Below are 24,934 nucleotides of genomic sequence, written 5' to 3' on the forward strand. Positions count from 1 at the left end.
CCGCGGGCACAAGTAACCTGGCCAATGCCAACCGTGGCCTCCACAAAAACAAGGTGACGGCCCGCACGTGAATGGCCGGCAGGCCTTCTTCCAAGACCTGCGCAGCCAGTAGCGTTCCTCAGTTGTTGTAGTCCTGCTCCCCTGTAAGCTTCTCGAACAGCGCCTGCCGTGCCTGATCTCGCCCAGTGTTCAGGGCGCGAACGGCCCGGTCATACGCACCATCGCTGAGTTCCATTCTGCCCACCCGGCCGCCTTCGCCCTGCGGCACGTCGGGTAATACCTCCCTGATTACCCGCAGGACTGCATCATCAAGCGAGTCCACCGCTTCGCTCTCAGGGTTCAAACAGTAGTCCAGATACTCCATACCCTGGTACCAGCGTTCATCCAGTGCTTTGAACTGGCTTGCAAAGTGCTGCGTGAGGTAACGCTGCCAACTGGATTGTCGTGCGACCCAGGCCCTGCGTTCGGCAGCCGTTTGATCGAGCGCGAGCACGGCCTGTTCGACGTTGTTTGCCACACGTGACGAAATCATCGCAGCATCGCGGTAGAGCATGCCTTGGCTGGCTTCTGGGTATTCCAGCGGCACTGCCAGCAATTGGCGCAAGGCCAGGCGTATTTCAATCAGGTCTGTTCCGCCTCGTTGCAGCCGTTCATCATCGAGTATGTCGAGGCTGTCCAGTGCAGGAAGGGCCAGGCTTTCAGGTTGTGTTTCGGCGGGTAATCGCTCCAGCTCGAGCAGCCGTGCCTGCCGTGCCAGGCGGGCGAGCTGGATTCGCTCGCCCAGTGCGTTGACCATTTCACGGCGATAAAGGCCTCTGAAGAAGTTGAACAAGAACGCGGGGCGCTCTGCTTCCTCACTCATTGTCTGGAATGCCAGCGCCTCAAGTTCCAGCGCACTGAAACCATCGGCACCGGCATCACCGCAGGTCGGCGGGTAATCTTGGGCAACAGTGTCCAGGTGCGTGCGCAGTTCCTGATCCTGTCCGGCCTGTTCGAGCAATTGCCAGACCTGACTGGCCAGCCCGTCCGGATTGTTCTCGGCCTGCCGCGAACGCGCCACACGCTCGACGACATCGCGTAAGTAGCGATTGGCATCCCCGTCGAACAGTTCTTGCCAAAGCCGCTGCTGGGCCTCACCTGCGTCCTGCAGCCAGTAGTCATCATCAGCACCAGCAAGTTCGTTGTCTGTCTGAGCTTCCACACCCGCGGCACGCAAGCGACGATTGCTTTGGGTGTTCAAGTCGTTGACGTTGAAGTCCCAGGAGACGTTGTCGCGGCCTGTACGCAGGCTCTCTACAAATGGGCTTGCCAGGATCCGGTCCAGGTCGGGGACCTCGTCAATGGGGTTGTAACTCAGGCTAAGGTGACGCAACTGCCGGTCAGCTTGCTCCATCAATTCAGTCAGGCTACGCGGCCATGCCTGCAGGTTACAGTTTCGCAGCTGCAGGTTCTCCAGGTTGCTCAAGCCGGTCAAATCGGGTGCCAGCCCCAGCGGGTTGTTGGTCAGACGCAGGTCGCGCAAGCTGCGCAGGCCGGTAAAACGCGCTGCCAGGGTGGCATCAAGAACGATTTCGTTGTTTTCCATGCCAAGGCTTTCGAGAGGTAGCTGTGCAAAAGTCTGCAAGTCCGCTTCAGCAAGCCGCAGCCTGTTGCGGCGCAGGCTCAACCTACGTAGATGATTGAGGCCGACGAGGCGCTGACGCATCCCACCGGTGAGTGCGCCAAGCCGATTGTTACCCAACTCCAGTACTTCCAGCTGGGGTGTGAACTCCAGTGCGCGGAACATACCCTCGAAATCAAGTTCCGGGCATTGCTCCAGGCGCAGGGTGCGCAACGAAGGGAAGCTCTGGAAAAAGTCCGCAGGGATCTGGCGGATGCCGATGTCGTGAATGTTCAGGGTAGTGATGTGATCGAAGCGCGCCGGCAGCGACGGCAGCGCGTCGATGTCCACGAACTCAAGCGTCAACGTGTCAGGGTTGTCACGGCGCCAGGCGGAATTCAACTGATCACTTATTACGGAACGCCCGCCCTGCTGATCTTGCGCGACACCTTGTTCTACCCACTCTTGCAGCGTGTCGTTAAGGGTACTTTGTTCAATTTCCAGCGCCCTGAGTTGTGCCGCAACACTCCCGCGCTGGCGCAACCGGCCCAGCACGGCATTTCGCTCTCTCGTACCCAGGCTTGGATACAGTGCACGTAATCGTCGATCCGCCGTACGGGTCCAAAACCGCCTTCCACTGAGCGGATATCCAAGGCGCCCGTCCGCCAGGCGCATGGGTGACCGATAGCCCGGCCTGATCGGTTGTTGACCGATCAGCTTGGCTGCATGGTCTCGGTCGCCGACGGCAAGCTTGTACCGTTGCGGAGCATCCGCTTCGGGGTGCTCGGCTTTAAGTGCAGTATCCAGCAGCGTGCTGTCGGCAGTAGCCAGCTCGGGGCGATAAAGGCCCAGCAGGGCCTTGTTCAGTCGGGCCTGGGCCTGCAGCGTGCGGGCCTCCTCGGCAACGCGGAGCGGCACCCGGCCGCTGGCCAAGCGCAGACGTTCGCGAGCACTGATCCTGGCCATGATCTGTTCGACCGCACGGCGCGGCAGGCCCGGAAACTGCCTGGACAGGGTTTCGGCCTCGGGTGAAAGCGCGACCTGGTTGCGGCTGTACAGCCTTTCGAACAGGGCGTCACGATGCTGCTCAAGGTGCTGTGCAAGTTTGTCGTTCAACGCGCTGGCCTGATCGGCCAGTTCGGTGTCTTCGGGTAACAGGCCGTTGAGTGCGTTGTCGTCCAGTTGCGCAACGACCCGCTCGCTGAGTTGGCCGTTCTCCAGCTCGGTTCGATTGATCTCGATCTGCACCGGGTAGGGTTGGTCCGCCGTCCCGTACAGCGTGCTCTCACCCCAGTTTTCCGGCCCGGTGTAGGCCTTGATTACATGCTGTTCCGGCCAGCCATCGAGCGTGGTCAGGCTAGGCAGCGCGAAGTTCCTGTACGCCGCGAGCCCCTTGCCATGACGCACTCGGTCGATGATGTCATCCACCTGGCGGGTACACCTCAGGCGGTCAATTACATCGGCCAGCAGAGCGGGCGGCCGCTGTGCGGCAACCTGAGTCTGGCGCAGCACATCACCTTGCTCCCCTGAGCATTGCATTGCTGCCTCCAGCTCGGCGTCCTCCAGGCCTTCGCTGATAGGCCCCAGGCGTCGCAGCAGTTGGCGCTTGTCCCATTCCAGCGGACGTTCATGCGCACCACGCCAGGCGCCTTCACCATTGTCCAGCACCGTAGGGCGGTAGGCCTGCGGATCTTGCGGGTGGGCTATCCGCCAGCGACCGTTTTCTTGCACCTGCTCATACAGTTCGCCATCGATGCGCACAAAGTAACGCCCCTCCAGCGTGTAGCGGCCCAGGCCATCGGCTTCCAGGTGCTCTGGCAGCGATATCGGACTCGAGTAGTCCTTCATTGCGCCGCTCCAGAGATAGTCCTTGCCATCCTTGATGATGCTTTGCATGCCGTCGACGAACCCGGAAGCTTTGAACACTGCGCCCCCTGCGACAACTGCGCCAACCACCACGACGTTGAGCAAAACCGATTCGAGCTGCGCCAGGGCCCCCGCGTTGTCGCCTTCTTCCCAGGCTGAGATGCCCTCAAACACATTGCCCATGATTTGCGCGGCACCGATGGTCAGCATGATCGGGTTCAGGCAAGGCACAACCATGGCGGCGACGTTAAGCACCGTCATGCCCAGGTCGAACCAGTGTTCCAGGTTGCGCAGGCGTACCTTGGCGTCGACGTCGACCGTGGGGACAGCGATGGTGCGCGCATCTGCCCGGAGCCTGACCAGGTGGCTAGATTCCAGCGACGCCCACGGGCGGACTGGCAGGGCCTTCTCCTTGACCTCAAGATGAATCGAGCCACGCGGTATCAACAACTTTTGCGAGACTTCGTCGGGGTTGCTGAACAGTTCGCGCATCAGTCGCACTTTCAGGTCGGCTTGCTGATCCTGCAAGGCCAGTGCAACGAAGCGCTTGCGGTAGGCGGAGTCCAGCAGCTGCGTGCGAAGGTGCGTGTAGGCATCGGCCAGCGAAGCGAACCCTCTGATCGCGTCTTCATCCGCCGGGTTGTAGAGAAATACCGGGTCATGTCTGCCGTTTTCTTCTGGCGCAATGAACAGCATTTCATGAATAGGCACGCCGAGCAGCAACAGCTGCCAACAGCGCAAGGAACGGCCCTCATAAACCGGCGGTGAGCTGGTATCGTCTGCACAGAGGCCATGCAGTACGAGCGACTCAGGGGCATTGACCTGCCCTTTGCAGGCGGCGATGCGGACCTGCACACCGAACGCGTCGCGCCGGACCTGGCTGGCCAGGCGTTGAAGCCTGTCCTTGCTTTCGCCACCGTAGACCTGGTCAAGGTGCTCCTGATAGCGCTGGCCAAGGTCCAGCGCCCGGCAATGCTCGATGAAGTCAGCCACTGTCAGGCCGGGGATCTGCCTGATGTCCTGGCGGTTGCGTTGCAGGCGGCTAAGCCGTGTAGTGTCGGCAGCGCCTTCGAAATTATGCAGGGCCGCTTCCAGCAAACTGCGGTATTGCGGGGCGCCATCGGCCACGATATCCCCCGGCTCTGTCGGCACCGCAGGCCCCCCTGGCGAACCCTTCGGTTTCTCGACCTTGGTCGCCTGGTGGACGTATTGCGCCTGGTCGACCGGGATGTCGAGCCCCAGGCGCCGTTGCAGCAATGGCGCGCAAAACTCAGTCACGCCTTGCAAAGCACTCAACGCTGTCTGCAATGCCCTGCGGCTGTTATCGCGCCGGGCGATGGCCCGCTGCAGGGCTTCGCGGGTTGGGGTGTCGGCCTTGCTGTACCAGGGGTAGGCGACACCGTCGGCATCCAGGTAGTCCTTGCGCAGGCTCTGCACGATACGGCTAGCGTGATCAGGGTGCAGCGCCTTGCTCCAAGCAGGCAGGGTACGCACCATCTGAGCATGGTGGAAAGGGGTGTGGGTCATCGTCGGTCTCCGGTGAAAGGAGCCGATATGGGGCCGGAGCGGCTAAGGCCATGTGCGGTAAATAGCTATTCGTTGCGGCCGAGCATGCATGGAGTACAGGCTGGACTGAACAAAAAAACCCCTGAAGCTATGGCTTCAGGGGTTTTGGGAGAGTGGTGCCCAGAGACGGAATCGAACCGCCGACACGGGGATTTTCAATCCCCTGCTCTACCGACTGAGCTATCTGGGCCGCGCCGGAATTAAACGTTTTTTGGGCTGTGACGTCAAGTGTGAGCCATCTAAAATTTAATAAATTCCGATAGTTACGCTGCTTAGCTGTCTGAAAAGTCCAGTATCGACATCTGTGCATCGCAAGCAGCGAATCCCATCGCAACCCAGTTAGAACATAGTTCAAAGCTGCCAGGGGTCAGCTATCGCCAAGCGTGATAGTACGTGCCCGCCCCATGGCCTCGCGGGTCAACTGCACCATCACCTCGTGCTCCCTTTGTTGGGTATGGATATGCAGGCGTTCGATTTCATCCTCAAGGCCGCCCAGTTCGATGAGTCGCTCCAGCTCGTCATGGATATCCTGCGGCACTTGCAGGCGCGCAGCGAAGTTGGCTTTCAGGTAATTCTGCCAGAACGGTTGCCGCGCCAGGAATTGCGCCAACGCCTCCACCGATTGCGCCGCAATGACACCTCGATGGGCACGGCGAATGTCACGTGTAGTGAGATTGGGGATGCCGCCGTAGAGCATGTCATCCTGCGCGATTGGCAAGTCAAGCTTGACACGCAAGGCGATGCGATAAGCCAAGGCGAACTCGATCGACTCATTGCTCGCCCCTGCCCTCAGGGCATGTACCGCGGCAAGCTGGTCCAGTACATCCATGCGCCACAGCTGCCCGCCAAGATGCAGGAGCGCACGCTCGGGATGGCGCGCCAACTCACCGTGCAGTGCGCGCCACACCTTTACCCGCAATTCCAGGTCGGAGAAACGAATGGTCGCGTTGTCCTGGCAATCGGTCACGGCCGCATGCTCGAAGAGTTCTCGCTTGAGCGCTTCGTCCCTGGTCATGGTTTCGAACATGTCCAGCAGGCGTATGGCGAAGTCTCTTGCAAGCGTAAAGGATTTGAAGTTACCCGATGTCGTCAGCGCCGCAAGGGTACCGAACAGATCATCGGCACCTTGTTGCGCTTCCAGTTGCGTCCACAGCGAGGCCATCTTGTCGCGACTATAGGTCGGCAGCACATCCAGCCAACGCAAACGATAAGGAACCCGACTTTCGCCTAGCCAGTGCCAGACGTTCATCTGCTCGGAAGGCGTGGCGAACAGGTTGCCAAACAGGCTGACCCTGCCCACGCGCCATAGCTCCGATTGATGGAAGCCCTGGGGCAATTCGTAGAGGGCGTTGTTCCTGAGATCGAGGGTATGCAGCTCAGGGCTGTCAATGACGCCATAGGGGAATGTGTCCAGCCGTGTGCCGCGCAGGTACAGGGCATTGAGCCTGGGCATGCCGAAGATCGAGAAGCTCATGGCCAGCGGATTGTCGGAAAGATTGAGGTACACCAGTGAACTGCAACTGGCCAGGACCAATGCCTGCCCTTCATCCAGCGCGATCTCGTTGCCCGACAGATCAAGCACCTCCAGTTGCTGGGCGAGTGCCTCGGGCAACGGCAACTGTCTGAGCCGACAATTGGTGATTTCGAGGCTGCGCAGGTTGGGGAATGCGCGCAGGAATTCGTCCGGCACCTTCCCCAGGCGCATAGCCCGCAAGACAAGAATCGACACATGAGGAAACCTTACGGACTCAGGTAGGCTCGGCAGCTCGCGAATACGCCTGCGGACGTGGCTGAACATATAGCGCGGGCTTTCCGCTGGGATGCCCTCAAGCACCGGAACCTGCTTGCGCCAGCACTCGATCAGGCCTTTGCGCAGCTCGCGACGGGCAAACAGTTCCAACGTCGGGAAAGCCCCGCGCACCCATTGATTCAGATGGCTGCTCAGCGCGCTGTACTCCTGCTCCAGCGCTTCCAGCCGTGCCATCGCGTCTGCCCTTTCGAGCCATTGACCGATCTGCTCGTCGCTGAAGGCCGGGTAGAGGTCGCGCAACCTGGCCTGCAGGGCCCTGGGGCTGCGGCCACCCAAGGTGGCCCAGAACCGGCCGCCGCTCAAGGGGTAGCCGATTCTGCCGTCATCAAATCGTTGCGGGGCAAGGAACGTCCGGTTCGGTCGAGGCAGGCCAAGCCAGCCCATTACCCTCTCGCGCTGCTCGCTGGCATCCGTCGCCAGACGCTCGCGTAGTGCCACAGCAAAGGGCTCGCCAATGCCCAGTGAGGCACGCTGCGCGGGACTGTACGCCTGAGCCAACACGTCGAAAAGTTCACCCGGTGCGGTCAACGGTTCGTTGTCGGCAACGCGCAGGCTGAACAGCCCTGATCGGTGGATCAGTTGCAAAGGCGGGCCGCTGCCCTCTGTCGCCAGCAATGGCTCGCTGGCGTCGCCATCGAACAAGCTCCAGCCAGGTTGCGCCGCAGCCCCGGGCAAGCGCGCAAGCAGTCGTAGCGCAACCCTTCCAAGGTCGAGGTTCTGTGGCGTGTCGAATGCCAGTGATTCATACACGCGCGCAACGCGGATGCCCGTGACCTGCGCCCTGGCAGCCTGGGCCATGAACAGCGGAACCCTCAATGTCTCAAGCAGGGTTTCACGGTCATCTGCACTGGCTGTACGCAGCAATTCATCCACAGCCAGCCGGTGCAGGCTGGCGAAGTCCCGGCGCAGGATCACGCTTGCCTCGGTGTCGGGAAACTGTTCATCGTAGGCCTGTTGCAGCACTGCACGGCGCTGTAGCCATACGCCATCCGCCAGTTCACTGTCGTTTGCCGATGTTGCGAGCACGTCCTTGGCACTTTCCAATAATCCCGTGTCGGTGACTGCCAAGCCGTCGCGCAGTTCGCCGACCAGGCGCTGAATGCGTCTTGCCAGCAGCAGACGACTGACCGTATCGGCGAGTCCGGCTTCTGCAGGCCGACCATAGACGTGCAAGGCCCGCAGGTGCTCGTCGTTCAGGTCATGAATGGTCATTGCCTGGTCGATCTGCTGGTCATCCAGCTCGCTGTAGGGCCTGCCCAGGCGTCGGAACATCATCGCCCTGTGGTTCCACTCGGCCGGTTGTTCATGCCAGAGCCGCCAGGCACCGGCGTCGTTGTGGCGTAGCTGCGGGCCATGGCCCTGGTAGGGAATCAATCCCCATTGCTCATCGATGCTGCGCTGGGAAACCTGATACCAGTTACCTTGCATCTCGACCCAGTGGTTGTCGCCAGCGCTGTAGATGCCTTGCTCGTCCATCACCGCGTCGGCGGGTGGGCCTTCGCCACGGTAGGGCCGCACGTCGCCATTCCAGAGCTTTTCGCTGCCATCCTCCAGTCTTGCCGAAATCCACGTATCCACCTGGCTCCAGGCGCGGCGAGCGACGCCGACGGTAACGGCAGTCGCGCCGACCAACGCCACGCCTTTGCCAACGTGCAGCAGGTGCTCAAGTGCGGCGTCGCGCTCATCGTCACGCCAGTCGGATACCGCCTGGAATGCCTCTTCCAGCAGCTCGTAGACCATCACCAGCGCCAGCAGGGCGCCAATCGCCGGCACATACAGCCCGGCAATGGCCAGCAGGCTCCAGCCTTCGGCGCGCAGGCGTTTGTCGTGCTGTTCCTGAGCCTGGCGGTCTAGCTGTGCCACAGGCGGCGCAATCATCGCGGCATCGTCCTTGATCTGGGCGATCCAGGTAGCGGCCAGATGATCGAACAACGGCAACGGGTAGCCGGCGGTCTGCTCATCGAGGTCGCGCGTGGCCCAGTCGGCGACATCATCAAGGCGCTCGCTGACGGCTGAAAACAGCCACTGGGCGTCGCGGCGGCGTACGAAGCGGCTGAAAAAGCGTCGGTAGTCCTTGTCGCGCAGACGCATGCCGAGCACCCGGCGGGCATAATCGTCCAGGTCGTCGCGGGCGCTCCACGCGCCGTGCGGGTCCCCTGGGACATACACCAATACGCGCTTGACGCTGTTGTAGATCACACCTGTATCGATGACTTCCAGCACTACGATCCGCTGCAGCGGGCACCCAAACACCTTGAGTTGCCGGGCTTGAACCGGTGCGCCTTCGAGCCAGCCCGGGCGGTTGTCGCGGCACAGGGCAATCACCAGTTGCAACTCGGCCTCGTTCAGCCTCCCCTGCGCTTTGGCTTGCAGGGCATCGGCCAGCATGCTGTTGCGCTGGAAGTCGGCCAGTAACGCCTTGACGCTCTGATGACCAGCCTGCTGAAGCAAGATGGCGTCCAGGTGGTCCTGATACTGCTGACCCAGGTCCAGGTCGCGGCACAGTCCGGCAAAGGCCACCGCGGACAGTCCCGCCTGACTGCTCCCCTGAATGTCCACCACTGCGTTGCGCCGGGGCTGCTCGTTGCGCTCATCCTCGGTGAAGTTGTAAAGCGCCGCTTCAAGCAAAGGCAGGTCGTAGTAGTCGCTGTCCTGAACGGGAACACGGCCTGCCAGGTAGCTGACGGTGTTGGAAGTGAAGGTGTACCAACGGCGCATGTATAGTTGGTCGACCCTGAAGCTCCCCAGGCGGTCGAGCGCCTGTTGCAACACAGGCTTGGTGAAGTCGTCAATGCCACGCACCTGCGCGAATTCGAGCGTCAGCTTTTGCCGGCAGGCCAAAAGCTTGCGCAACGCATCGCCCAATACGTCATGTTCAGATTCGCTGAGCGCGGCCATCCAGCCGGGCAGACGCTTTGCGATCAGGCTGTCCTGATAGGCTTGCCCTACGGCAAGGGCATCGACTTCAGCCGACGGCTGCGGGGTGTTGTCTTGCATGGTTGCCTCCTGATTGCGTATCGGCACGAGGCTAGGCAATGCAGGACAATGACAGGTGCTAGCTATCTAGCACCCGCTCAGAACAACAGCAGCTGGCGGCCGGTGAGACGGCTGAAGTCGTCGTTGTCGAAAGGCAGGATCGCATCCGCCACGGGCTGCAACTGGCGGCTCAAGTAATGCTGGCAATCGATCTGCGCGTGCAGGTCGTGGCGCTTGATGGTGTAGATCGACAATTTACCCAGTGGATAGGTGCAGAGGGACATGTGCTTCTGCTTACCAGCCCATGAGTAGCGAAAGTGCCAGGACTTACCGCCAGCCGCTGTCACGCCGAGAGACAGGCCATCGCTATCACCGAGCGTGTAGTCCTCGCCGGCCCATGGATTCTGATGGATCTGGCTGAAACGAAAAAAGACGCCTAAGCGTCTATTTTTCTATGATTTACAGACCTCAATGGAACTCTGTAGATCGATATCTGGAGCGGGAAACGAGACTCGAACTCGCGACCCCGACCTTGGCAAGGTCGTGCTCTACCAACTGAGCTATTCCCGCATTTGGTGACGGCCATTCTATAGATTCATAAAGCGCCGTCAAGCCCTTGATTCAAAAAAGCTTTATTTTTGTTCCGAGCCTTCGCGCAGGTGCGGCCAGGCGGCACGCAGGTACTGCACCATCGACCACAGGGTCAGGCCGGCAGAAATCATCAGCAAGGCATAACCGAGGATGACCCAGAAGGTCAGCGCCGGCGGGTTGGCCAGCAGGATCACCAGCGCGAGCATTTGCGCAGCGGTTTTCCATTTGCCCAGGTTCGAAACGGCCACATGCGCCCGCGCGCCCAACTCGGCCATCCACTCACGCAATGCCGACACCACGATTTCGCGGCCGATGATCACCGCCGCCGGCAGGGTCAGCCAGAAATTCGCGTGCACCTGTACCAGCAGTACCAGGGCCACCGCGACCATCAGCTTGTCGGCCACCGGGTCCAGGAAGGCCCCGAACGGTGTGCTCTGCTGCAGCCGACGGGCCAGGTAGCCATCAAGCCAGTCGGTGGCCGCAGCAATGGCGAAGACACTGCTCGCTGCCACATAGCTCCAGTGATACGGAACATAGAACAGCAAAATGAAGATCGGGATGAGCAGGACGCGAAGAACTGTGAGTAGATTTGGAATATTCATCGGCACAACTGGCTGCAAAGTGAGGGGGCATTCTACTCGCTATGTAAGGTCGCATAAATCGACTCGGCAAGCTTTTTACTGATTCCTGGTGCTTTTGCAATTTCCTCGACACTGGCACGGCCCAACTCCTGCAAGCCACCGAAGTGCTTGAGCAGGTCGCGCCGACGCTTTGGCCCTACCCCGGCTACATCTTCCAGACTGGAGGTACGCCGCGCCTTGCCACGCCGGGCACGGTGACCGGTGATGGCAAAACGGTGCGCTTCGTCGCGAATCTGCTGGATCAGGTGCAATGCCGGCGAGTCACCCTTGAGGGTGAACTCATGGGCCGCATCGTTGAGATACAGGGTTTCGAAGCCTGCCTTGCGCGTTACACCCTTGGCCACACCGAGCAGGATCAGGTCGGTAATCGCCAGTTCCTGCAAGACATCCCGGGCCATGTTCAACTGGCCCTTGCCGCCGTCCACCAGGAGCACGTCGGGCATTTTGCCCTCACCGTCCTTGAGCCGGCCGAAGCGCCGGGTCAGGGCCTGGTGCATGGCGGCATAGTCGTCGCCTGGCGTCACGCCCTCGATGTTGAAGCGCCGGTAATCCGACTTCAGCGGGCCTTCGGGGCCGAACACCACGCAGGAGGCCACCGTCGCCTCACCGCTGGAGTGGCTGATGTCATAGCATTCCAGGCGTTGTGGCGGCTCGTCGAGGTCGAGCACTTGCGCCAGCGCCTCGAAGCGCGACGCCATGTGCTGACGGTTGGCCAGGCGCGCCATCAGCGCCTGCTCGGCGTTGGTCACCGCCAGTTGCTGCCAGCGCGCCCGCGTACCGCGCACCCGATGGCTGATGGTCAGTTCACGGCCACGCAAGGATTCGATCGCGGCGGTGATGGCGGCAAAGTCTTCGTGCACCACGTTGACGATCAGTTCGCTCGGCAGATCGCGCTCGGCATTGCCGATGTAGTACTGGGACAGGAACGCGGCCATGACTTCGGCCACCTCTTCCTCAATCCCGACCTGGGGAAAGAAGTTCTTGCTGCCCAGCACCCGCCCGCCGCGCACACTGATCAAGTGAACGCAGGCGCCACCGGGGTTGGTGAACGCGGCGACGACATCAACGTCACCCGTGCCGCCCTCCATGCTCTGCTGGTCCTGCACCCGGCGCAGCAGGGCGATCTGGTCGCGCAGCTCGGCAGCCTTCTCGAATGCCAGGGCCTGGGCGGCCTGCTCCATCTCGGCGTTCAGCTCGTTGGTCAGTTGATGGCTGCGCCCTTCCAGGAACATCACCGAGTGACGCACGTCCACGGCATATTCTTCCGGCTCGACCAAGCCCACGCACGGCGCCTTGCAACGTTTGATCTGGTATTGCAGGCACGGACGGGTGCGGTTGTTGTAGTAGCTGTCTTCGCACTGGCGGACAAAAAAGGTCTTTTGCAGCAGGCTCAGGCTTTCGCGTATGGCGCCCGCACTGGGATAAGGCCCGAAGTACTTGCCCTTCTGCTTTTTCGCCCCGCGATGAATCCCCAGCCGTGGGAACGGACCATCGGAAAGAAACACATAAGGGTATGACTTATCGTCACGCAGCAGGATGTTGTAGGGCGGTCGCCATTCCTTGATCAGCGTCTGCTCTAGTAGCAGCGCTTCGGTCTCGTTGGCGGTGATCGTGGTCTCGACCTGGGCGATGCGTGCCACCAGGGCAGCCGTCTTCGGCGCCAGGCCGGTTTTGCGAAAATAGCTGGCGAGACGCTTCTTCAGGTTCTTCGCTTTGCCGACATACAGCAGCCGGGCGTCACCGTCGAACATCCGGTAGACGCCAGGGCGACCGCTGCAGGTCGCCAGGAAGGCACTTGGATCGAACACTGGGGTCATGATTTCAGAGACTGGCGTCAACCATGCCGTGGCGGACAGCCAGCAGCGTCAGTTCGACGTCGCTGGTAACCGAGAGTTTTTCGAATATCCGATACCGGTAAGTATTGACCGTTTTCGGCGACAGGCACAGCTTGTCAGAAATGATCTGCACTTTCTGGCAACCGACAATCATCAGGGCGATCTGGATTTCCCGCTCCGACAGCGCATCGAACGGCGAGCCTTGCGGCTGGAAAGGCTTGAGGGCCAGTTGTTGAGCGATCTGCGGGCTGATGTAACGCTGCCCGGCAAACACCAGGCGAATGGCCTGGACCATTTCATCCAGGCCAGCGCCCTTGGTCAGGTAGCCCGCCGCACCGGCCTGCAGCAAGCGGGTGGGGAACGGGTCTTCTTCACAGACGGTCACCGCCACCACTTTCACGTCGGGATGGCTGCGCAACAGCTTGCGCGTGGCCTCAAGGCCACCGATACCGGGCATTTTCACGTCCATCAGGACTACGTCGGGCTTGAGCTCCCGCGCCACCTTCAAGGAAGCCTCGCCAGAGTCGGCCTCGCCCACTACCTGCAAACCGTCGATATCGGCCAGCATGCGGGTGATGCCCGTACGCACCAGATCGTGGTCATCGACCACCAGTACCCTAATCAAGCAGACACCTCGCACCACGGCGACAATTGGATCCCGCCACCTTAGCAAAAAACCACACGCCAGAGCTAACGGAACACGCCATCACAACGACGCCGACTTGTGCTTGCCCGCCACACTGCCGAAAACCATCGCTGGCGTGCCGGGCATCTTCGTACACGCCCGTGGTAGAGCCGCGGCGAGGCTGGCGAGCAATTGCCGGACCGCAGCCTGATCCTGCGCCGCCAACTGGCGAAAGCAATCCAGCAAGCCATCTTCCTCCGGGCTAACGCTGCCAGGGTGTACCGGAGTACGAATTCCGTTCAATACATACAGCGCATCCACCCCACGGGCGGCGACTGCGGCCAGATAATCCGCCTTGGGCGTGCGCTCGCCGCTTTCGTACTTGCCCTGGGCATTAGGCTCGACACCGCCAATGTCACCAAACACGCGCTGGGTCAGGCCCAGTCGCTCTCGCTCTTCCCGTAGCCGGGCGCCGATTCCGTTCATTGCTGTGCAAATTCCTTGAGACATCATCCATCTGCGTCAACCACCCGAGCTCGCAGCCCGGGCCCCTGCCCGGTCACTATGCACAAGAACGGGAAGGCTGCACAAGCCGCTACGTGGCATGACGTGTCTGTAGTTGTCCGCACAAGAAGCTGGCCTGCACCCTCCAGGCCCCAGGCAAAAAGATGGCATTTCAACATCACTGAATATTCTTAATTGCGGCGGCAAAAACACCATCTAACATAATTAAAGAAAATTCCAGGCCAAGTAGAGAACAAATCAGAAATCATTCAGCGCGCCTGCAAAAACAGCCAAAATCCAAATTTTTGGCGCCATAATGATGGCGTCAAGCGGTCGACTGTTTTTTGACATAGAACTTATTGACAACTTTATCTAATTGATTTTTAAGGGTTTTTTAAACTTAACAAGCAATTATCAAGTTAATTTTAATCAACTACACAAGAGTGCTTGCCGAACTAAAAACAACTCCCTTAGGATAAAAACAAGACAACGAACAACACGACCATCGCCTGATCAAAGCGCGATTAGTTTATGCGTGCTCGTCGCGTCGACATCACCGATAAATGGAGTAGCCGGCTCAGTAATGCTGTGTCCGGCAGAGGGAACTATGAATATCAGTATTTTTGGACTGGGCTATGTGGGCGCCGTGTGCGCCGGTTGCTTGTCTGCACGTGGCCACCAGGTGCTGGGGGTCGATATCTCTCAAGCCAAGATCGACATGATCAACCAGGGCAAGTCGCCCATCGTCGAACCGGGGCTTGAACAACTGCTGCTCGACGGCGTCAATCATGGTCGCCTGCGCGGCACCACCGATGTCCAGGCGGCAGTACTGGCCACCGAGATGTCCTTGCTGTGCGTAGGCACCCCGAGCAAGAAGAACGGCGACCTCGACCTGGTCTACATGGAAGCGGTGTGCCAGCAAATCGGTGAAGCCCTGCGTGACAAGGGCAGCCGTCACACCATCGTGGTGCGCAGCACCGTGCTGCCAGGCACAGCCAAGAATGTGGTCATCCCGCTGCTGGAGCAAGCTTCCGGCAAGCGTGCCGGGATCGACTTCGGCGTGGCGGTGAACCCTGAGTTCCTGCGTGAAAGCACTGCCATCCAGGACTACGACTTCCCGGCCATGACCGTGATCGGCGAGCTTGACCAACAGTCCGGCGACCTGCTCGAGTCGCTGTACAAAGGCCTTGATGCCCCGGTGATCCGCAAGTCGATCGAAGTCGCCGAAATGATCAAGTACACCTGCAACGTCTGGCACGCGACCAAGGTCAGCTTCGCCAACGAGATCGGCAACATCGCCAAGGCCTCCGGCGTCGATGGCCGCGAAGTCATGGATGTGGTCTGCCAGGACTACAAACTCAACCTGTCGCGCTACTACCTGCGCCCGGGCTTCGCCTTTGGCGGCTCGTGCCTGCCCAAGGATGTGCGCGCCCTCACCTACCGCGCCGGTCAGCTGGACGTCGAGCATCCGTTGCTGGCCTCGATCATGGACAGCAACCGTAACCAGGTGCGCAATGCCTTCGACCTGATCGCACGCCAGGACAAACGCCGTATCGCCTTGCTGGGCCTGAGCTTCAAGGCCGGCACCGACGATCTGCGCGAAAGCCCGTTGGTGGAGCTGGCCGAGATGCTGATCGGCAAAGGCTTCGAGTTGAGCATCTACGACAGCAACGTCGAATACGCCCGCGTTTTCGGTGCCAACCGCGACTACATCGAATCGAAGATCCCGCACGTGTCGTCCTTGCTGTGCAGCGACCTTGAGCAAGTGATCCGTGACGCCGACGTGATTGTCCTGGGCAACAGCGACGAGCGTTTCGCCCAGGCGCTGGAAGCCTCAGGCGACAAACAGGTCATTGACCTGGTCGGCTTCATGCCGCACGGCAGCACCACCCACCAACAGGGTATCTGCTGGTAACGCCAACGGTTGCACAGAGCACAACCAGCACGCATCCCAAGCCTGCGCCTGAGCGAATAGACCACTTGCCATCGCCTGCCTGCCGCCCTGCGGCCGGGCTCGGTGAGTGCGCTTTTCGCTCAGGCGCGGGTGCCTGGTCAACGGAGCACGCGTTAGATGGAACGTCAGCAACAACCGCCTTCAGGCGCACGACGGGCAGCCGCCAGTTTCTGCGCCTGGGCCTGCCTGTTCGGCCTGATTGCCCTGGCCTCGGAAATGATCGCCCCGGCGTATCTGGACCCGAGCCACCACAGCTTCATCTTCATCATCGGCACTTTGGGCATGTGGCGCTATGGCAATGCCATCGTCCACTTCACGCGCGGCATGTACTTTCTGCACTGGAAGTTCCCGCGCATGCGCAAGGCCGTCGAACGCATGGGCGATGCCGCCTTGCCGTCGCACATGTTCATGGTGGTGACCAGCTTTCGCATCCCCACCCACACCACCTTCAAGGTCTACCAGTCGGTTTTCCAGGAGGTGCAGCGGCTCAAGGTGCCGTGCACGGTGATTGCCTCGATCGTGGAAAAGGGCGACGAGCAGTTCATCAAAGAGATCATGCGCAACGAAGTCAGCGGTCGCGATGACATCAAGCTGGTCATCGTACGTGCCCGGGGTACCGGCAAGCGTGACGGCCTGGCCCATGCCTTTCGTGCCCTGTCGCGGCAGATGCCGATGGACAACGCCGTGGTCGGCGTTGTCGACGGCGACACCATGATGCTGCCTGGCTGCGTCGAGCGCGCGGTCAAGCTGTTTGCCTACCTGCCCAAGGTCGGCGGCCTGACCACCAACGAGTTCTGCGAAGTCGAAGGCAGCAGCCTGATGCGCCAGTGGCACTCGATGCGCTTCGTGCAGCGGCACATCAACATGTGTTCGATGGCGTTGTCGCACCGGGTATTGACCCTGACCGGGCGGCTGTCGTTCTTTCGCGCCAGTGTCATGACCGACCCGGACTTTATCCGCGACGTCGAAGCCGACTTTCTCGAGCACTGGCGCCTGGGCCGCTTCCAGTTCCTTACCGGCGACGACAAATCATCCTGGCTAAGCCTGATGCGCGCCGGCTGGGACACCTTCTACGTGCCCGACAGCAACACCCTGACCGTCGAGCATCCGCCAGACAACAGCTTCTGGCGCGCCACCCGCCAGTTGATGTTTCGCTGGTACGGCAACTCCCTGCGCCAGAACTTTCGGGCCACTGCCCTGCTCGGCCGTGCGCGCCTGGGCCTGTTCACCCTGTATGTGCTGCTCGACCAGCGCGTGTCGATGTGGACCTGCCTGATGGGCCTGACCGCCTCGGTGGTGGCCGGCCTGGTGTTCGGCATCCAGTACCTGCTGGTGTACCTGTTCTGGGTGCTGCTGTCGCGCAGCATTGTCACCGTGCTGTTTCTGTTCGCCGGCCACCCGGTGAGCCCGGTGTACCCGTTCGTTCTTTATTACAACCAGATAGTCGGTTCGGTGATGAAAATCTATGCGCTGTTCCACATGGACCAACAGCGCTGGACCCGACAAAAAACAACGTTAAGCAACGGTAGCGTCGACTTCGATGCCGCCCTGAACCGCTGGTCCTCCAAAGCGATGCTGTTTTCGTCCATCGCGATCTTCTTCGGGGTCATCTCGGTTCTTCTCGAACTCACGCAACGTTAAGGAAAGGCGCCTGCCATGAGTAGCTCAAGTACACCCGTAATCCCCGGCAAAAAAGCCGCAGCCAACGTCGTCCATGAAGCGATCGACGAGCGCCAGTATGTACGCACCCGGATCAACGCCCACGTGACCCTGACCGCAGCAGGTCAGCCCACGGTCGAAACCAGCCTGCAAGACATCTCCCTGGGCGGCATCGGCCTGCGCCACGACAAGCCGTTGACCATTGGCAGCCTGTACAACGCCTCGATCCGCCTGCGCCTGAACCAGGTCGACCTGAGCCTGGAAGGCAAGGTGCGGATCGTGTCGCAGCGTGGTGAAGAAGTCGGCGCGCAGTTCATCGACCTGGATGCGCAAAAGCGGGACATTTTGCGCTACATCATCAGTGCCTACCTGTCGGGCGAAATTGCCGACATCAATGGCCTGTTCAACGTGATGCAGCGCGAAAACTACATCAAGGAGCGCAAGCAGCAGCACGCCAGCGCACGCAGCAGTGGCGACCGCTTCAAGGCCGTGGCCGGCACACTGCTGTACACCGCGGCAGGTCTGGCCGCCCTCGGCTTTGTCGCCTACAAGAGCTACCAGCTGTTCTTCCGCATTCCGGCCGTACAAGCCCAGGTCTCGGCCAATGCCCAGATCATCAGCATGCCCGACAACGGCTACGTGAAGTACCTGCTGCAACCGGGTCAGAACGAGGTGAAAGCCGGCCAACCACTGGCCAGCATCTCCACCCAACTGGCCACCAGCTTCACCAGCCCGGCAGACATCAAAGCCGTGGCCGACCTGTCGCCCGGCGATCTGCAGACCCTGCTCGGACGCGCAACCATCGAGACGGTGATCAACAGCCCGTGCGACTGCGAAGTCTACTTCCCCGGCAAGCCACTGGACGGCTATGGCTACAAACAAGCGCCACTGATGCATTTGCTGCCGCGCGACGAGGGTCTGTTCGTCACCGCCAATGTCCCCTTCGACAAACTGGCGGACATTTCCCGGGTGACCTCGGTCGACCTCAAGGTGTTCGGCCTGGACGAGCACTTCACCGGCAAAGTCGTCGACTCCCACGTCGATGAGGCCAACAAGAACCTGGCCCTGACCATTGCCCCGGACACCCCGCTGCCACGTCAGGCCTACCAGAAGCCGGTCGCGGTTGACCTGTTCCTGGGCTTGCCGTTCACGGCATCGCGCTGAGCACCAAGGAAGGAATGGCTATGAACGCGATGATCCCCTCCCGTCTGCTGCTGGCCGGCCTGTGTGTCGCCTGTGCCGGTGCCGCTTCGGCCGGCCAGAGCCTGGAGCAGGTGCGCTATGCGCTGTACAAGGACCCCAGCGCCAATGTCAGTGGCGACCTGCGTGCGCTGTCCGAGCGCGGCGACCTGGCGTCGAAGTTGCTGCTCGGCGATGTCCTGGCCAACACCGATGGCGCCAACCGCCAGGAGGTGATCACGCTGTACAAGGACGCGTTCGCAGACGGCCGTGGGCAGATTCCGGCACTGGCCTCCCTGGCGCGCCTGCTCGACCGCACCCCGAGCCTGCAAGCGGGCCAGCGCGAGTGGATGGCCCAGGCGTTGACGCGCTACCCGGCCAACCTCGACCCGCGCAACGCCAGCACCACCCTTGAGGTGTTCCTGGTTTACCCGCAACTGGTCTCCACCGACCAGGCCCGGCAGCTGCTCGCGCTGTATCAGCAAGCGTGCCTGCTTAACTGCCGGCCGGAGCTGTACCAAGCGGTGCTGGCTGAACGCGAGGGTGATCGGCAGCGCGCCGAGCAGGCGTATCAACAGGCGGTGGCCGTGGATGTCCGGGCGATAGACCGCTACTACCGCTTTCTCGGCGACGACCAGGACCGCGCTTTCCCGGCGTTTGCCCGCAGCCTCGAAGCCCGGCGGCCAACCCTGCCGGTCGACATCGTGCACCGCATCGGTTCGCTGCTCGACAGCATCAACAGCGTGCAGCGCGCCGATTTCGAAGCTGATCGTTACGAACGCCAGACCCGAGCCATGGGCCCGGCCCGGGTACCGCCCGACGCCGCCCAGCTGGCCGTGGAAAAAGCCCGCGGCGAGACCCTCGACTCCGCCCGGGCCGAAGCCCACCGCTGGCGTGACAACGCCGCTGAGCGGGGCTTTGTGCCAGCCATGGTGTCCAGGGCCAACTTCATGATCTCCAACCCCACCGAGCACAACGCCGAAGAAACCCAGGCCCTGATCGACCAGGTGCAACGCCGTGAACCGACCCGCGCCAAAGCACTGCAGGCGTCGTTCTACATGGTCAACAACTGGCTGACCCTCGACCCGCAAAAAGCCCGCGCGCTGATCGATGAACTGATCGCCGGCAACTACCCGGACGCCCAGCTGCTGCTGGCCGAGTACTACAGCAAGGGCGTGGAAGACGAGCCGGACCAGGACAAGGCCCTGCAGATTTTCCAGGCCCAGGCCCAGGCCGGCTCCACCGCCGCCTGGTACCGCATGGCCACCTTGCACGCTTACGGCCGCGCCGTCTGTCACGACCCGGTCAAGGCCTACACCTATGCCCAGGTAGCCCTGGCGCTCGGTGAAAACGGTGCACGCGGCCTGATCAAGCGCCTGCAAAAGACCCTTAAAAAGGATGACATCGAACGTGCCCTGGCGGCACGTGCCGATCTGTTGAAGGAAGCAACCCTGTGAAAGCGCATCACTCCCTGTTCGGCGCCCTGCTGGCACTGGCACCGCTGTGCCCGGCCCTGGCCGCCGAAGAAATCACCGGCCCCGAGGCCGATAGCAACGAACCTGTACGGGTGGCCAGCAACGACGGCAGTGCGCCGGTGATCACGTCGGAGTTTTTCAACAAACTGACCGTGCAGACCGGCTACGGCCCGGAAAACTCCGAGGTCGGTCGCAGCCGCGAAATGTTCTATAGCCTGCGCTACGAGCCTTCGTTTGCCTGGTATTCGCCGGAAAAGCGCTGGGCCAAATGGATGGTCTATGGCCGCCTGTGGCTGAACTATGACTCCAGCCAGTCGATCAGCACCCAGAACGAGAACAGCAACAGTTTTGACCGCGAACAACCCGAAGGCTGGTACGCCGAGCTGCGCGAGCTGTACGTCAAACGCAACCTGCTCGGGGATGACCCGCGCTTCTCGCTGTCGGTTGGCCGTCAACGCTACTTCGATGACTATGGCATCTGGTGGGACGACAGCCTGGAGTCGCTGCGCTTCAACTACAACGACACTTTTTCCCGTGGCTTTTTTGCCGTGGGGCAGAAGTTCTACAACTACAACAGCGACGTCAACAGCCTGGCCGACAGCGAAGAGCGCACCACCTACCTGATGGGTGAGTACGCCTACCGCTGGAGCGAAAACAACTGGGCCGGCGCGCGCCTGATGCACGAGAACGACCACAGCGGCCACGACCCGGAAGACCGCTACGACTTCAAGGGCATGCGCTATGGTGTGTTCTTCAAGGGCGATAACCTGGATGTCAGCCCGCTGTTCAGCGACTACCACCTGGAGCTGGCCGCCCTCGACGGCAAGGTCGACAACACCGATGGCAACGGCGTCACCAGCACCGGTCACTCGGCCAGCGGCTGGGCGGCCCTGGGCGAAATCGGCAAACGTTTTCACGACCTGCCCTGGACACCACGGGTGGCCCTGCGCGGCGGTCTCACCGACAAGCCGAGCAACGAAAACGACGGCTTCCGCCTCAATGCCATCCAGTCCGACCGCATCACCCGCCAGGGCAGCTACAGCACGCGCCTGACCAGCTCGTTCATCAGCCTCGACCTGCGCAACCTGAGCTACTACGGCGTCAGCCTGGAAACCAACCCGACGCCGCGCAGCGCCCTGGACCTGCGCGTAACCGACCTGACCTTGCGTGATGCCGACGGCACCCTGCCGGTGCGCATCGATGGCGATCAGCGCAGTGAACGCAACCGCGCCATCGACCAGGGCAACCATGGCGGCGGCAAGGATGTCGGGCAGATGTTCGACCTCAATTACTACTGGAAGATGTTTCCGGTGGCCATCGACGGCAAGCACCTGGACGTCAACGCGCTGGTCAGCGCCAGCTACCTCAAGGCCGGCAACGCCCTGGACAGCGGTGACGACTACCAGCTGAGCGTCGGCGTCGTGATCAGCTACTAAGGACGGTCCTTCCGATGATCTTTGCCTCCAACGTCTTCCTGTTTCTTTACTTGCCGCTGTTCCTCGCCGTGTACTTTTTGTCGCGGCCACAGTGGCGCTCGACCGTGATCGTCGCCGCCAGCTACATTTTCTATGCCTGGTGGCGGCCGGACTTCCTGTTGCTGTTCGTCGCCATCACCTACTGGAACTACTGGTTCGGCCTGCGCATCAAGGGTCGTCTGGATGCGGGCGACAAACGCTGGGCCCTGCGCCTGTTGTGGATCGGCATCGTCGGTAACCTGTCGACCCTGGGCTACTTCAAATACGCCAACTTCGGCGCTGAAGTGCTGGCCGCCCTGCTCGCCCCGCTGGGCATCAACACCTGGAGCCTGGAGACCATCTTCCTGCCGCTGGGCATCTCCTTCTATGTGTTCCACGCCCTGAGCTACATCGTCGACATCTACCGCAAAGATGCAACGCCGACGAACAACTTCATCGACTTTGCCGCCTTCGTCGCGCTGTTCCCGCACCTGGTCGCCGGCCCGATCCTGCGCTACAGCCAGCTCGCACCGCAGTTGCGCCAGCGTACCCACTCCCTGGAGCTGTTCTCCCTGGGGGTGTGCCGCTTCATGCTCGGCTTCATCATGAAGGTGCTGATCGCCGACCAGCTGGCACCGATCAACGTGCTGTTCATCAGCGAAGGCACCTTGCAGTTCAGCGATGCCTGGTTTGGCCTGGTGGTGTCGACCCTGCAGCTGTACTTCGACTTTGCCGGCTACAGCCATATGGCCCTGGGCCTGGCGTTGATGATGGGCTTCCGCTTTCCGGAAAACTTCAACCAGCCTTATGTGTCGCAGAGCATCACCGAGTTCTGGGCGCGCTGGCACATGACCCTGGCGCATTTCCTGCGTGACTACGTGTACATGCCGCTGGTACGCAAACGCGTGGCCGGTGCCCTGCCGGCGCTGGTCTACACCATGCTGCTGTCGGGCCTGTGGCACGGCGCAAGCTTCGCCTTCATTTGCTGGGGGCTGTTCTTTGGCCTGGGCATGGTCATCGAGCGCAAGTTCAACCTGGCCACCAAGGTCACCACGCCCTACAACCTGGGCCGCAACGTGCGCACCTTCCTGCTGATCATCCTGAGCATGCCGCTGTTCTTCACCAACGACCTGCGCCACAGCCTGGACATCTACCAGGCGCTGTTCGGCCTCAATGGCTTCGGTTCGCTGGACGTGTACGTGCTCGGCGCGTCGAAGATGGCCATGTCGTTTGCCGCCGTCGCCCTGTGCTGGCTGGTGCTGGCCGGCAGCAACAACGTGCGCTTCTACGCCGGCAACAAAGAGCAGTACTTCATGCAGCATGTCGGCGGCCTCAAGGCCGTGCTGCTGTGGGCCGGTTTCGGCCTGGCCCTGAGCAGCCTGGCGGCGAACTCCTTCTCACCCTTTCTGTATTTTCAGTTCTAGGAGATGGCCATGTACCCGGTCATGAATTCGGCGAGCAAGGTCAACGGCATTCTGTTTGCCGTGGTGCTGGCGGGAATGTTCGTCTACTCGCTGCCGCCGGTGTTCAGCTTCGCCAAAAACCAGAGCGATGCCTGGAACCTGTTTGTCGATGGCAAGTTGCTGCGCAAGTTCGAGCAGGTCTATGACAAGCGCTTCTTCCTGCGTGAGCCTTCGGTTGAGCTCTGGGCCAACGCCCAGTACCGACTGTTTGGCGAAGGCACCAAAGGCGTGGTGCTGGGCAAGGACGGCTGGTTGTTCACCAACCAGGAATACCGTGTGCCGAACAACCTGCAGGCGAATCTGGACGGCCAGCTGGCACAGATCGCCGAGGTCGAGCAGAAACTCAAGGCGCACAACAAGCGCCTGATCCTGCTGCCGTTACCGATGAAAGTGGATGTTTACGCAGCCCACGCCGCGCGTGCCGTCGACCCGCGGGCCATCAGCCTCTACGACCGGTTTGTCGCCGGCTTGCAGGCACGCTCGATCGAGGTCACGCCATTGCGTTCAGCGTTCCTCGGCAACCTCGCCGGCCCGTCGCTGTTTCTCAAGTCCGACACCCACTGGAGCCCGGAAGGCGCGCGTCTGACGGCCTACGAGCTGGCGCGCCAGCGCCCGGAGCTGCTCGGTGATGTGCGCTACGTGTCGCACAAGGTCGCGGACAAAACCGTCAAGGGTGACCTGATGAACTACATCCAGTTCAACCACGCGCAGATGGCGCCGCAGTACGGCCCCAGCCAGATCGCCCTGTACGAAACCCTCAAGGCCGAACAGAGCAGCGACGCGCTGTTCGCCGACGAACAGCAGAGCCTGCTGCTGGTCGGCACCAGCTACAGCAAGATCGATGACTGGAACTTCACCGGCTTCCTCAAGGAGGCGCTCAACCGCGACCTGCTCAGCGTCGCGGTGGAGGCGCGCGGCCCGTTCGAGGCCATGCAGCAGTTCCTCGCCAGCGACGACCTGAACAACCCGCAGATCGATACCGTGGTCTGGGAATTCCCCCTGCGCACCCTGCTTGCCCATCGCCTGGGCTCGCTGAGCCGGCCAGGCCAGACCCAGCACTTCTGACAATTTCAAGGAGATCACCATGCACCGTTCGCTCAAGCACCTGCTCACCGCCAGTACCCTGTTGCTGGTCAGCACCCAAGGCATGGCCGCCGAAGGCAATGCCGACCTGTACGACGCCGTGGCACCCGCCGACTCCGCCTTTGTGCGGGTGCTCAACCTGTCCGACAGCAACATCGACGTGACCCTGAGCGGCAAGGTCAACCCGCAGCGCGTCGCTGCCGGCCAGCTGAGTGGCTACCGCTTCACCCCGGCCGGCGCCCACAAGATCGCCGTCGGCGCCAAGGCCATTGAGCCCCGGCTCACCGCCAACGCCGCCAGCACCGTGGTCTACGACGGCACCAAGCTGACGCTGATCGCCGACAAGTACATCAACGAGCCGAAAAAGGCCCAGGTCGCGTTCTACAACCTGACGCCGGCCAAGGTCGCGCTGAAAACCGTCGACGGCAAGAGCGTGGTGGTCGACACCCTCGGCAAGGACCAGACCGGCAGCCGCCTGGTCAATGAAATCAAGATCGGCTTTGCCGCCTATGACGATCAGCAGAAAGTCGCCCAGTTCGACGAGCTATTCCTCAAGAAAGGCCGTTCCTACAGCTACGTGCTGCTGCCCCAGGGCACCGGCTATCGCAGCATGAGCCTGGCCAACAGCATCGACCCGAGCGAGTGAGTGGCAC

At 61.3% G+C, this 24,934-nt stretch carries 14 protein-coding genes, 2 tRNA genes and 2 pseudogenes; 8 read left to right on the forward strand and 10 right to left on the reverse strand.

Translation table 11 applies throughout. From position 1 onward, the window contains the following. Nucleotides 1-118: 118 nt before the first annotated feature. The 10 genes and pseudogenes from DM813_RS22500 to DM813_RS22540 form a co-directional block, all read right to left on the reverse strand. Complete coding sequence (locus DM813_RS22500) at nucleotides 119-4,993, reverse strand: dermonecrotic toxin domain-containing protein (protein WP_128325607.1); 4,875 nt, start codon at nucleotides 4,991-4,993, stop codon at nucleotides 119-121. Between the two features lie 153 nt (nucleotides 4,994-5,146). Then, nucleotides 5,147-5,222 (reverse strand) — tRNA-Phe (locus DM813_RS22505). A gap of 177 nt (nucleotides 5,223-5,399) precedes the next feature. Next, nucleotides 5,400-9,839, reverse strand: a complete 4,440-nt coding sequence (locus tag DM813_RS22510; RefSeq protein ID WP_128325608.1) for an NEL-type E3 ubiquitin ligase domain-containing protein — start codon at nucleotides 9,837-9,839, stop codon at nucleotides 5,400-5,402. Nucleotides 9,840-9,916: 77 nt separating this feature from the next. Further along, nucleotides 9,917-10,039, reverse strand: a pseudogene (locus DM813_RS28560) (hypothetical protein); the annotation flags it as partial. A gap of 42 nt (nucleotides 10,040-10,081) precedes the next feature. Continuing rightward, nucleotides 10,082-10,231 (reverse strand): annotated as a pseudogene (locus tag DM813_RS22515) (Arm DNA-binding domain-containing protein); the annotation flags it as partial. 81 nt (nucleotides 10,232-10,312) lie between these two features. Further along, a tRNA-Gly gene (locus DM813_RS22520) sits at nucleotides 10,313-10,388 on the reverse strand. Between the two features lie 62 nt (nucleotides 10,389-10,450). Next, nucleotides 10,451-11,011, reverse strand: coding sequence for a CDP-diacylglycerol--glycerol-3-phosphate 3-phosphatidyltransferase (gene pgsA, locus DM813_RS22525; protein WP_128325609.1), 561 nt, complete (start codon nucleotides 11,009-11,011; stop codon nucleotides 10,451-10,453). Between the two features lie 32 nt (nucleotides 11,012-11,043). After that, entirely contained in the window at nucleotides 11,044-12,867 is a 1,824-nt protein-coding gene (uvrC, locus tag DM813_RS22530; protein ID WP_128325610.1) for an excinuclease ABC subunit UvrC, read from the reverse strand. Between the two features lie 4 nt (nucleotides 12,868-12,871). Further along, on the reverse strand, nucleotides 12,872-13,510 hold the full coding sequence (gene gacA / locus DM813_RS22535) for a response regulator transcription factor GacA (RefSeq protein WP_128325611.1): 639 nt from the start codon (nucleotides 13,508-13,510) through the stop codon (nucleotides 12,872-12,874). A gap of 81 nt (nucleotides 13,511-13,591) precedes the next feature. Then, a complete protein-coding gene (locus tag DM813_RS22540; protein WP_128325612.1) occupies nucleotides 13,592-13,996 on the reverse strand; it encodes a helix-turn-helix domain-containing protein in 405 nt (134 codons plus the stop codon). A gap of 625 nt (nucleotides 13,997-14,621) precedes the next feature. Between DM813_RS22540 and DM813_RS22545 the strand changes: the two genes are divergently transcribed. The 8 genes from DM813_RS22545 (at nucleotide 14,622) to DM813_RS22580 (ending at nucleotide 24,927) form a co-directional block, all read left to right on the forward strand. Next, nucleotides 14,622-15,929 (forward strand): nucleotide sugar dehydrogenase, encoded by a 1,308-nt coding sequence (locus DM813_RS22545; RefSeq protein WP_128325613.1) that lies wholly within the window; start codon nucleotides 14,622-14,624, stop codon nucleotides 15,927-15,929. A 156-nt stretch (nucleotides 15,930-16,085) separates the two neighbouring features. Next, nucleotides 16,086-17,609, forward strand: coding sequence for a glycosyltransferase (locus DM813_RS22550; protein ID WP_128325614.1), 1,524 nt, complete (start codon nucleotides 16,086-16,088; stop codon nucleotides 17,607-17,609). A gap of 15 nt (nucleotides 17,610-17,624) precedes the next feature. Continuing rightward, complete coding sequence (locus DM813_RS22555) at nucleotides 17,625-18,791, forward strand: PilZ domain-containing protein (RefSeq protein ID WP_128325615.1); 1,167 nt, start codon at nucleotides 17,625-17,627, stop codon at nucleotides 18,789-18,791. Between the two features lie 20 nt (nucleotides 18,792-18,811). After that, nucleotides 18,812-20,263, forward strand: a complete 1,452-nt coding sequence (locus DM813_RS22560; protein ID WP_128325616.1) for a tetratricopeptide repeat protein — start codon at nucleotides 18,812-18,814, stop codon at nucleotides 20,261-20,263. Then, nucleotides 20,260-21,717, forward strand: a complete 1,458-nt coding sequence (locus tag DM813_RS22565) for an alginate export family protein (protein ID WP_128325617.1) — start codon at nucleotides 20,260-20,262, stop codon at nucleotides 21,715-21,717. The genes DM813_RS22560 and DM813_RS22565 overlap by 4 nt, the downstream gene beginning before the upstream one ends. A 14-nt stretch (nucleotides 21,718-21,731) precedes the next feature. Continuing rightward, nucleotides 21,732-23,159: an MBOAT family O-acyltransferase gene (locus DM813_RS22570; RefSeq protein WP_128325618.1), complete on the forward strand. Its 1,428-nt coding sequence runs from the start codon at nucleotides 21,732-21,734 to the stop codon at nucleotides 23,157-23,159. A gap of 9 nt (nucleotides 23,160-23,168) precedes the next feature. After that, nucleotides 23,169-24,263 carry an alginate O-acetyltransferase gene (locus tag DM813_RS22575; RefSeq protein WP_128325619.1) on the forward strand — a complete coding sequence of 365 codons (1,095 nt, stop codon included), beginning with the start codon at nucleotides 23,169-23,171 and terminating at the stop codon, nucleotides 24,261-24,263. A 19-nt stretch (nucleotides 24,264-24,282) separates the two neighbouring features. Further along, nucleotides 24,283-24,927: an alginate O-acetyltransferase AlgF gene (locus tag DM813_RS22580; protein WP_128325620.1), complete on the forward strand. Its 645-nt coding sequence runs from the start codon at nucleotides 24,283-24,285 to the stop codon at nucleotides 24,925-24,927. The last annotated feature ends 7 nt before the right edge of the window (nucleotides 24,928-24,934 follow it).

Source organism: Pseudomonas alkylphenolica, assembly GCF_004025535.1.
Classification (GTDB): Bacteria; Pseudomonadota; Gammaproteobacteria; order Pseudomonadales; family Pseudomonadaceae; genus Aquipseudomonas; species Aquipseudomonas alkylphenolica_A.

Coding starts and splice junctions, on each gene's coding strand:
- DM813_RS22510 (WP_128325608.1), bottom strand. CDS start 9,839: ATGCAAGACAACACCCCGCAGCCGTCGGCTGAAGTCGATGCCCTTGCC.
- DM813_RS22550 (WP_128325614.1), top strand. CDS start 16,086: ATGGAACGTCAGCAACAACCGCCTTCAGGCGCACGACGGGCAGCCGCC.
- DM813_RS22555 (WP_128325615.1), top strand. CDS start 17,625: ATGAGTAGCTCAAGTACACCCGTAATCCCCGGCAAAAAAGCCGCAGCC.
- DM813_RS22570 (WP_128325618.1), top strand. CDS start 21,732: ATGATCTTTGCCTCCAACGTCTTCCTGTTTCTTTACTTGCCGCTGTTC.
- uvrC (WP_128325610.1), bottom strand. CDS start 12,867: ATGACCCCAGTGTTCGATCCAAGTGCCTTCCTGGCGACCTGCAGCGGT.
- DM813_RS22540 (WP_128325612.1), bottom strand. CDS start 13,996: ATGAACGGAATCGGCGCCCGGCTACGGGAAGAGCGAGAGCGACTGGGC.
- DM813_RS22500 (WP_128325607.1), bottom strand. CDS start 4,993: ATGACCCACACCCCTTTCCACCATGCTCAGATGGTGCGTACCCTGCCT.
- DM813_RS22560 (WP_128325616.1), top strand. CDS start 18,812: ATGAACGCGATGATCCCCTCCCGTCTGCTGCTGGCCGGCCTGTGTGTC.
- DM813_RS22580 (WP_128325620.1), top strand. CDS start 24,283: ATGCACCGTTCGCTCAAGCACCTGCTCACCGCCAGTACCCTGTTGCTG.
- pgsA (WP_128325609.1), bottom strand. CDS start 11,011: ATGAATATTCCAAATCTACTCACAGTTCTTCGCGTCCTGCTCATCCCG.
- DM813_RS22545 (WP_128325613.1), top strand. CDS start 14,622: ATGAATATCAGTATTTTTGGACTGGGCTATGTGGGCGCCGTGTGCGCC.
- DM813_RS22575 (WP_128325619.1), top strand. CDS start 23,169: ATGTACCCGGTCATGAATTCGGCGAGCAAGGTCAACGGCATTCTGTTT.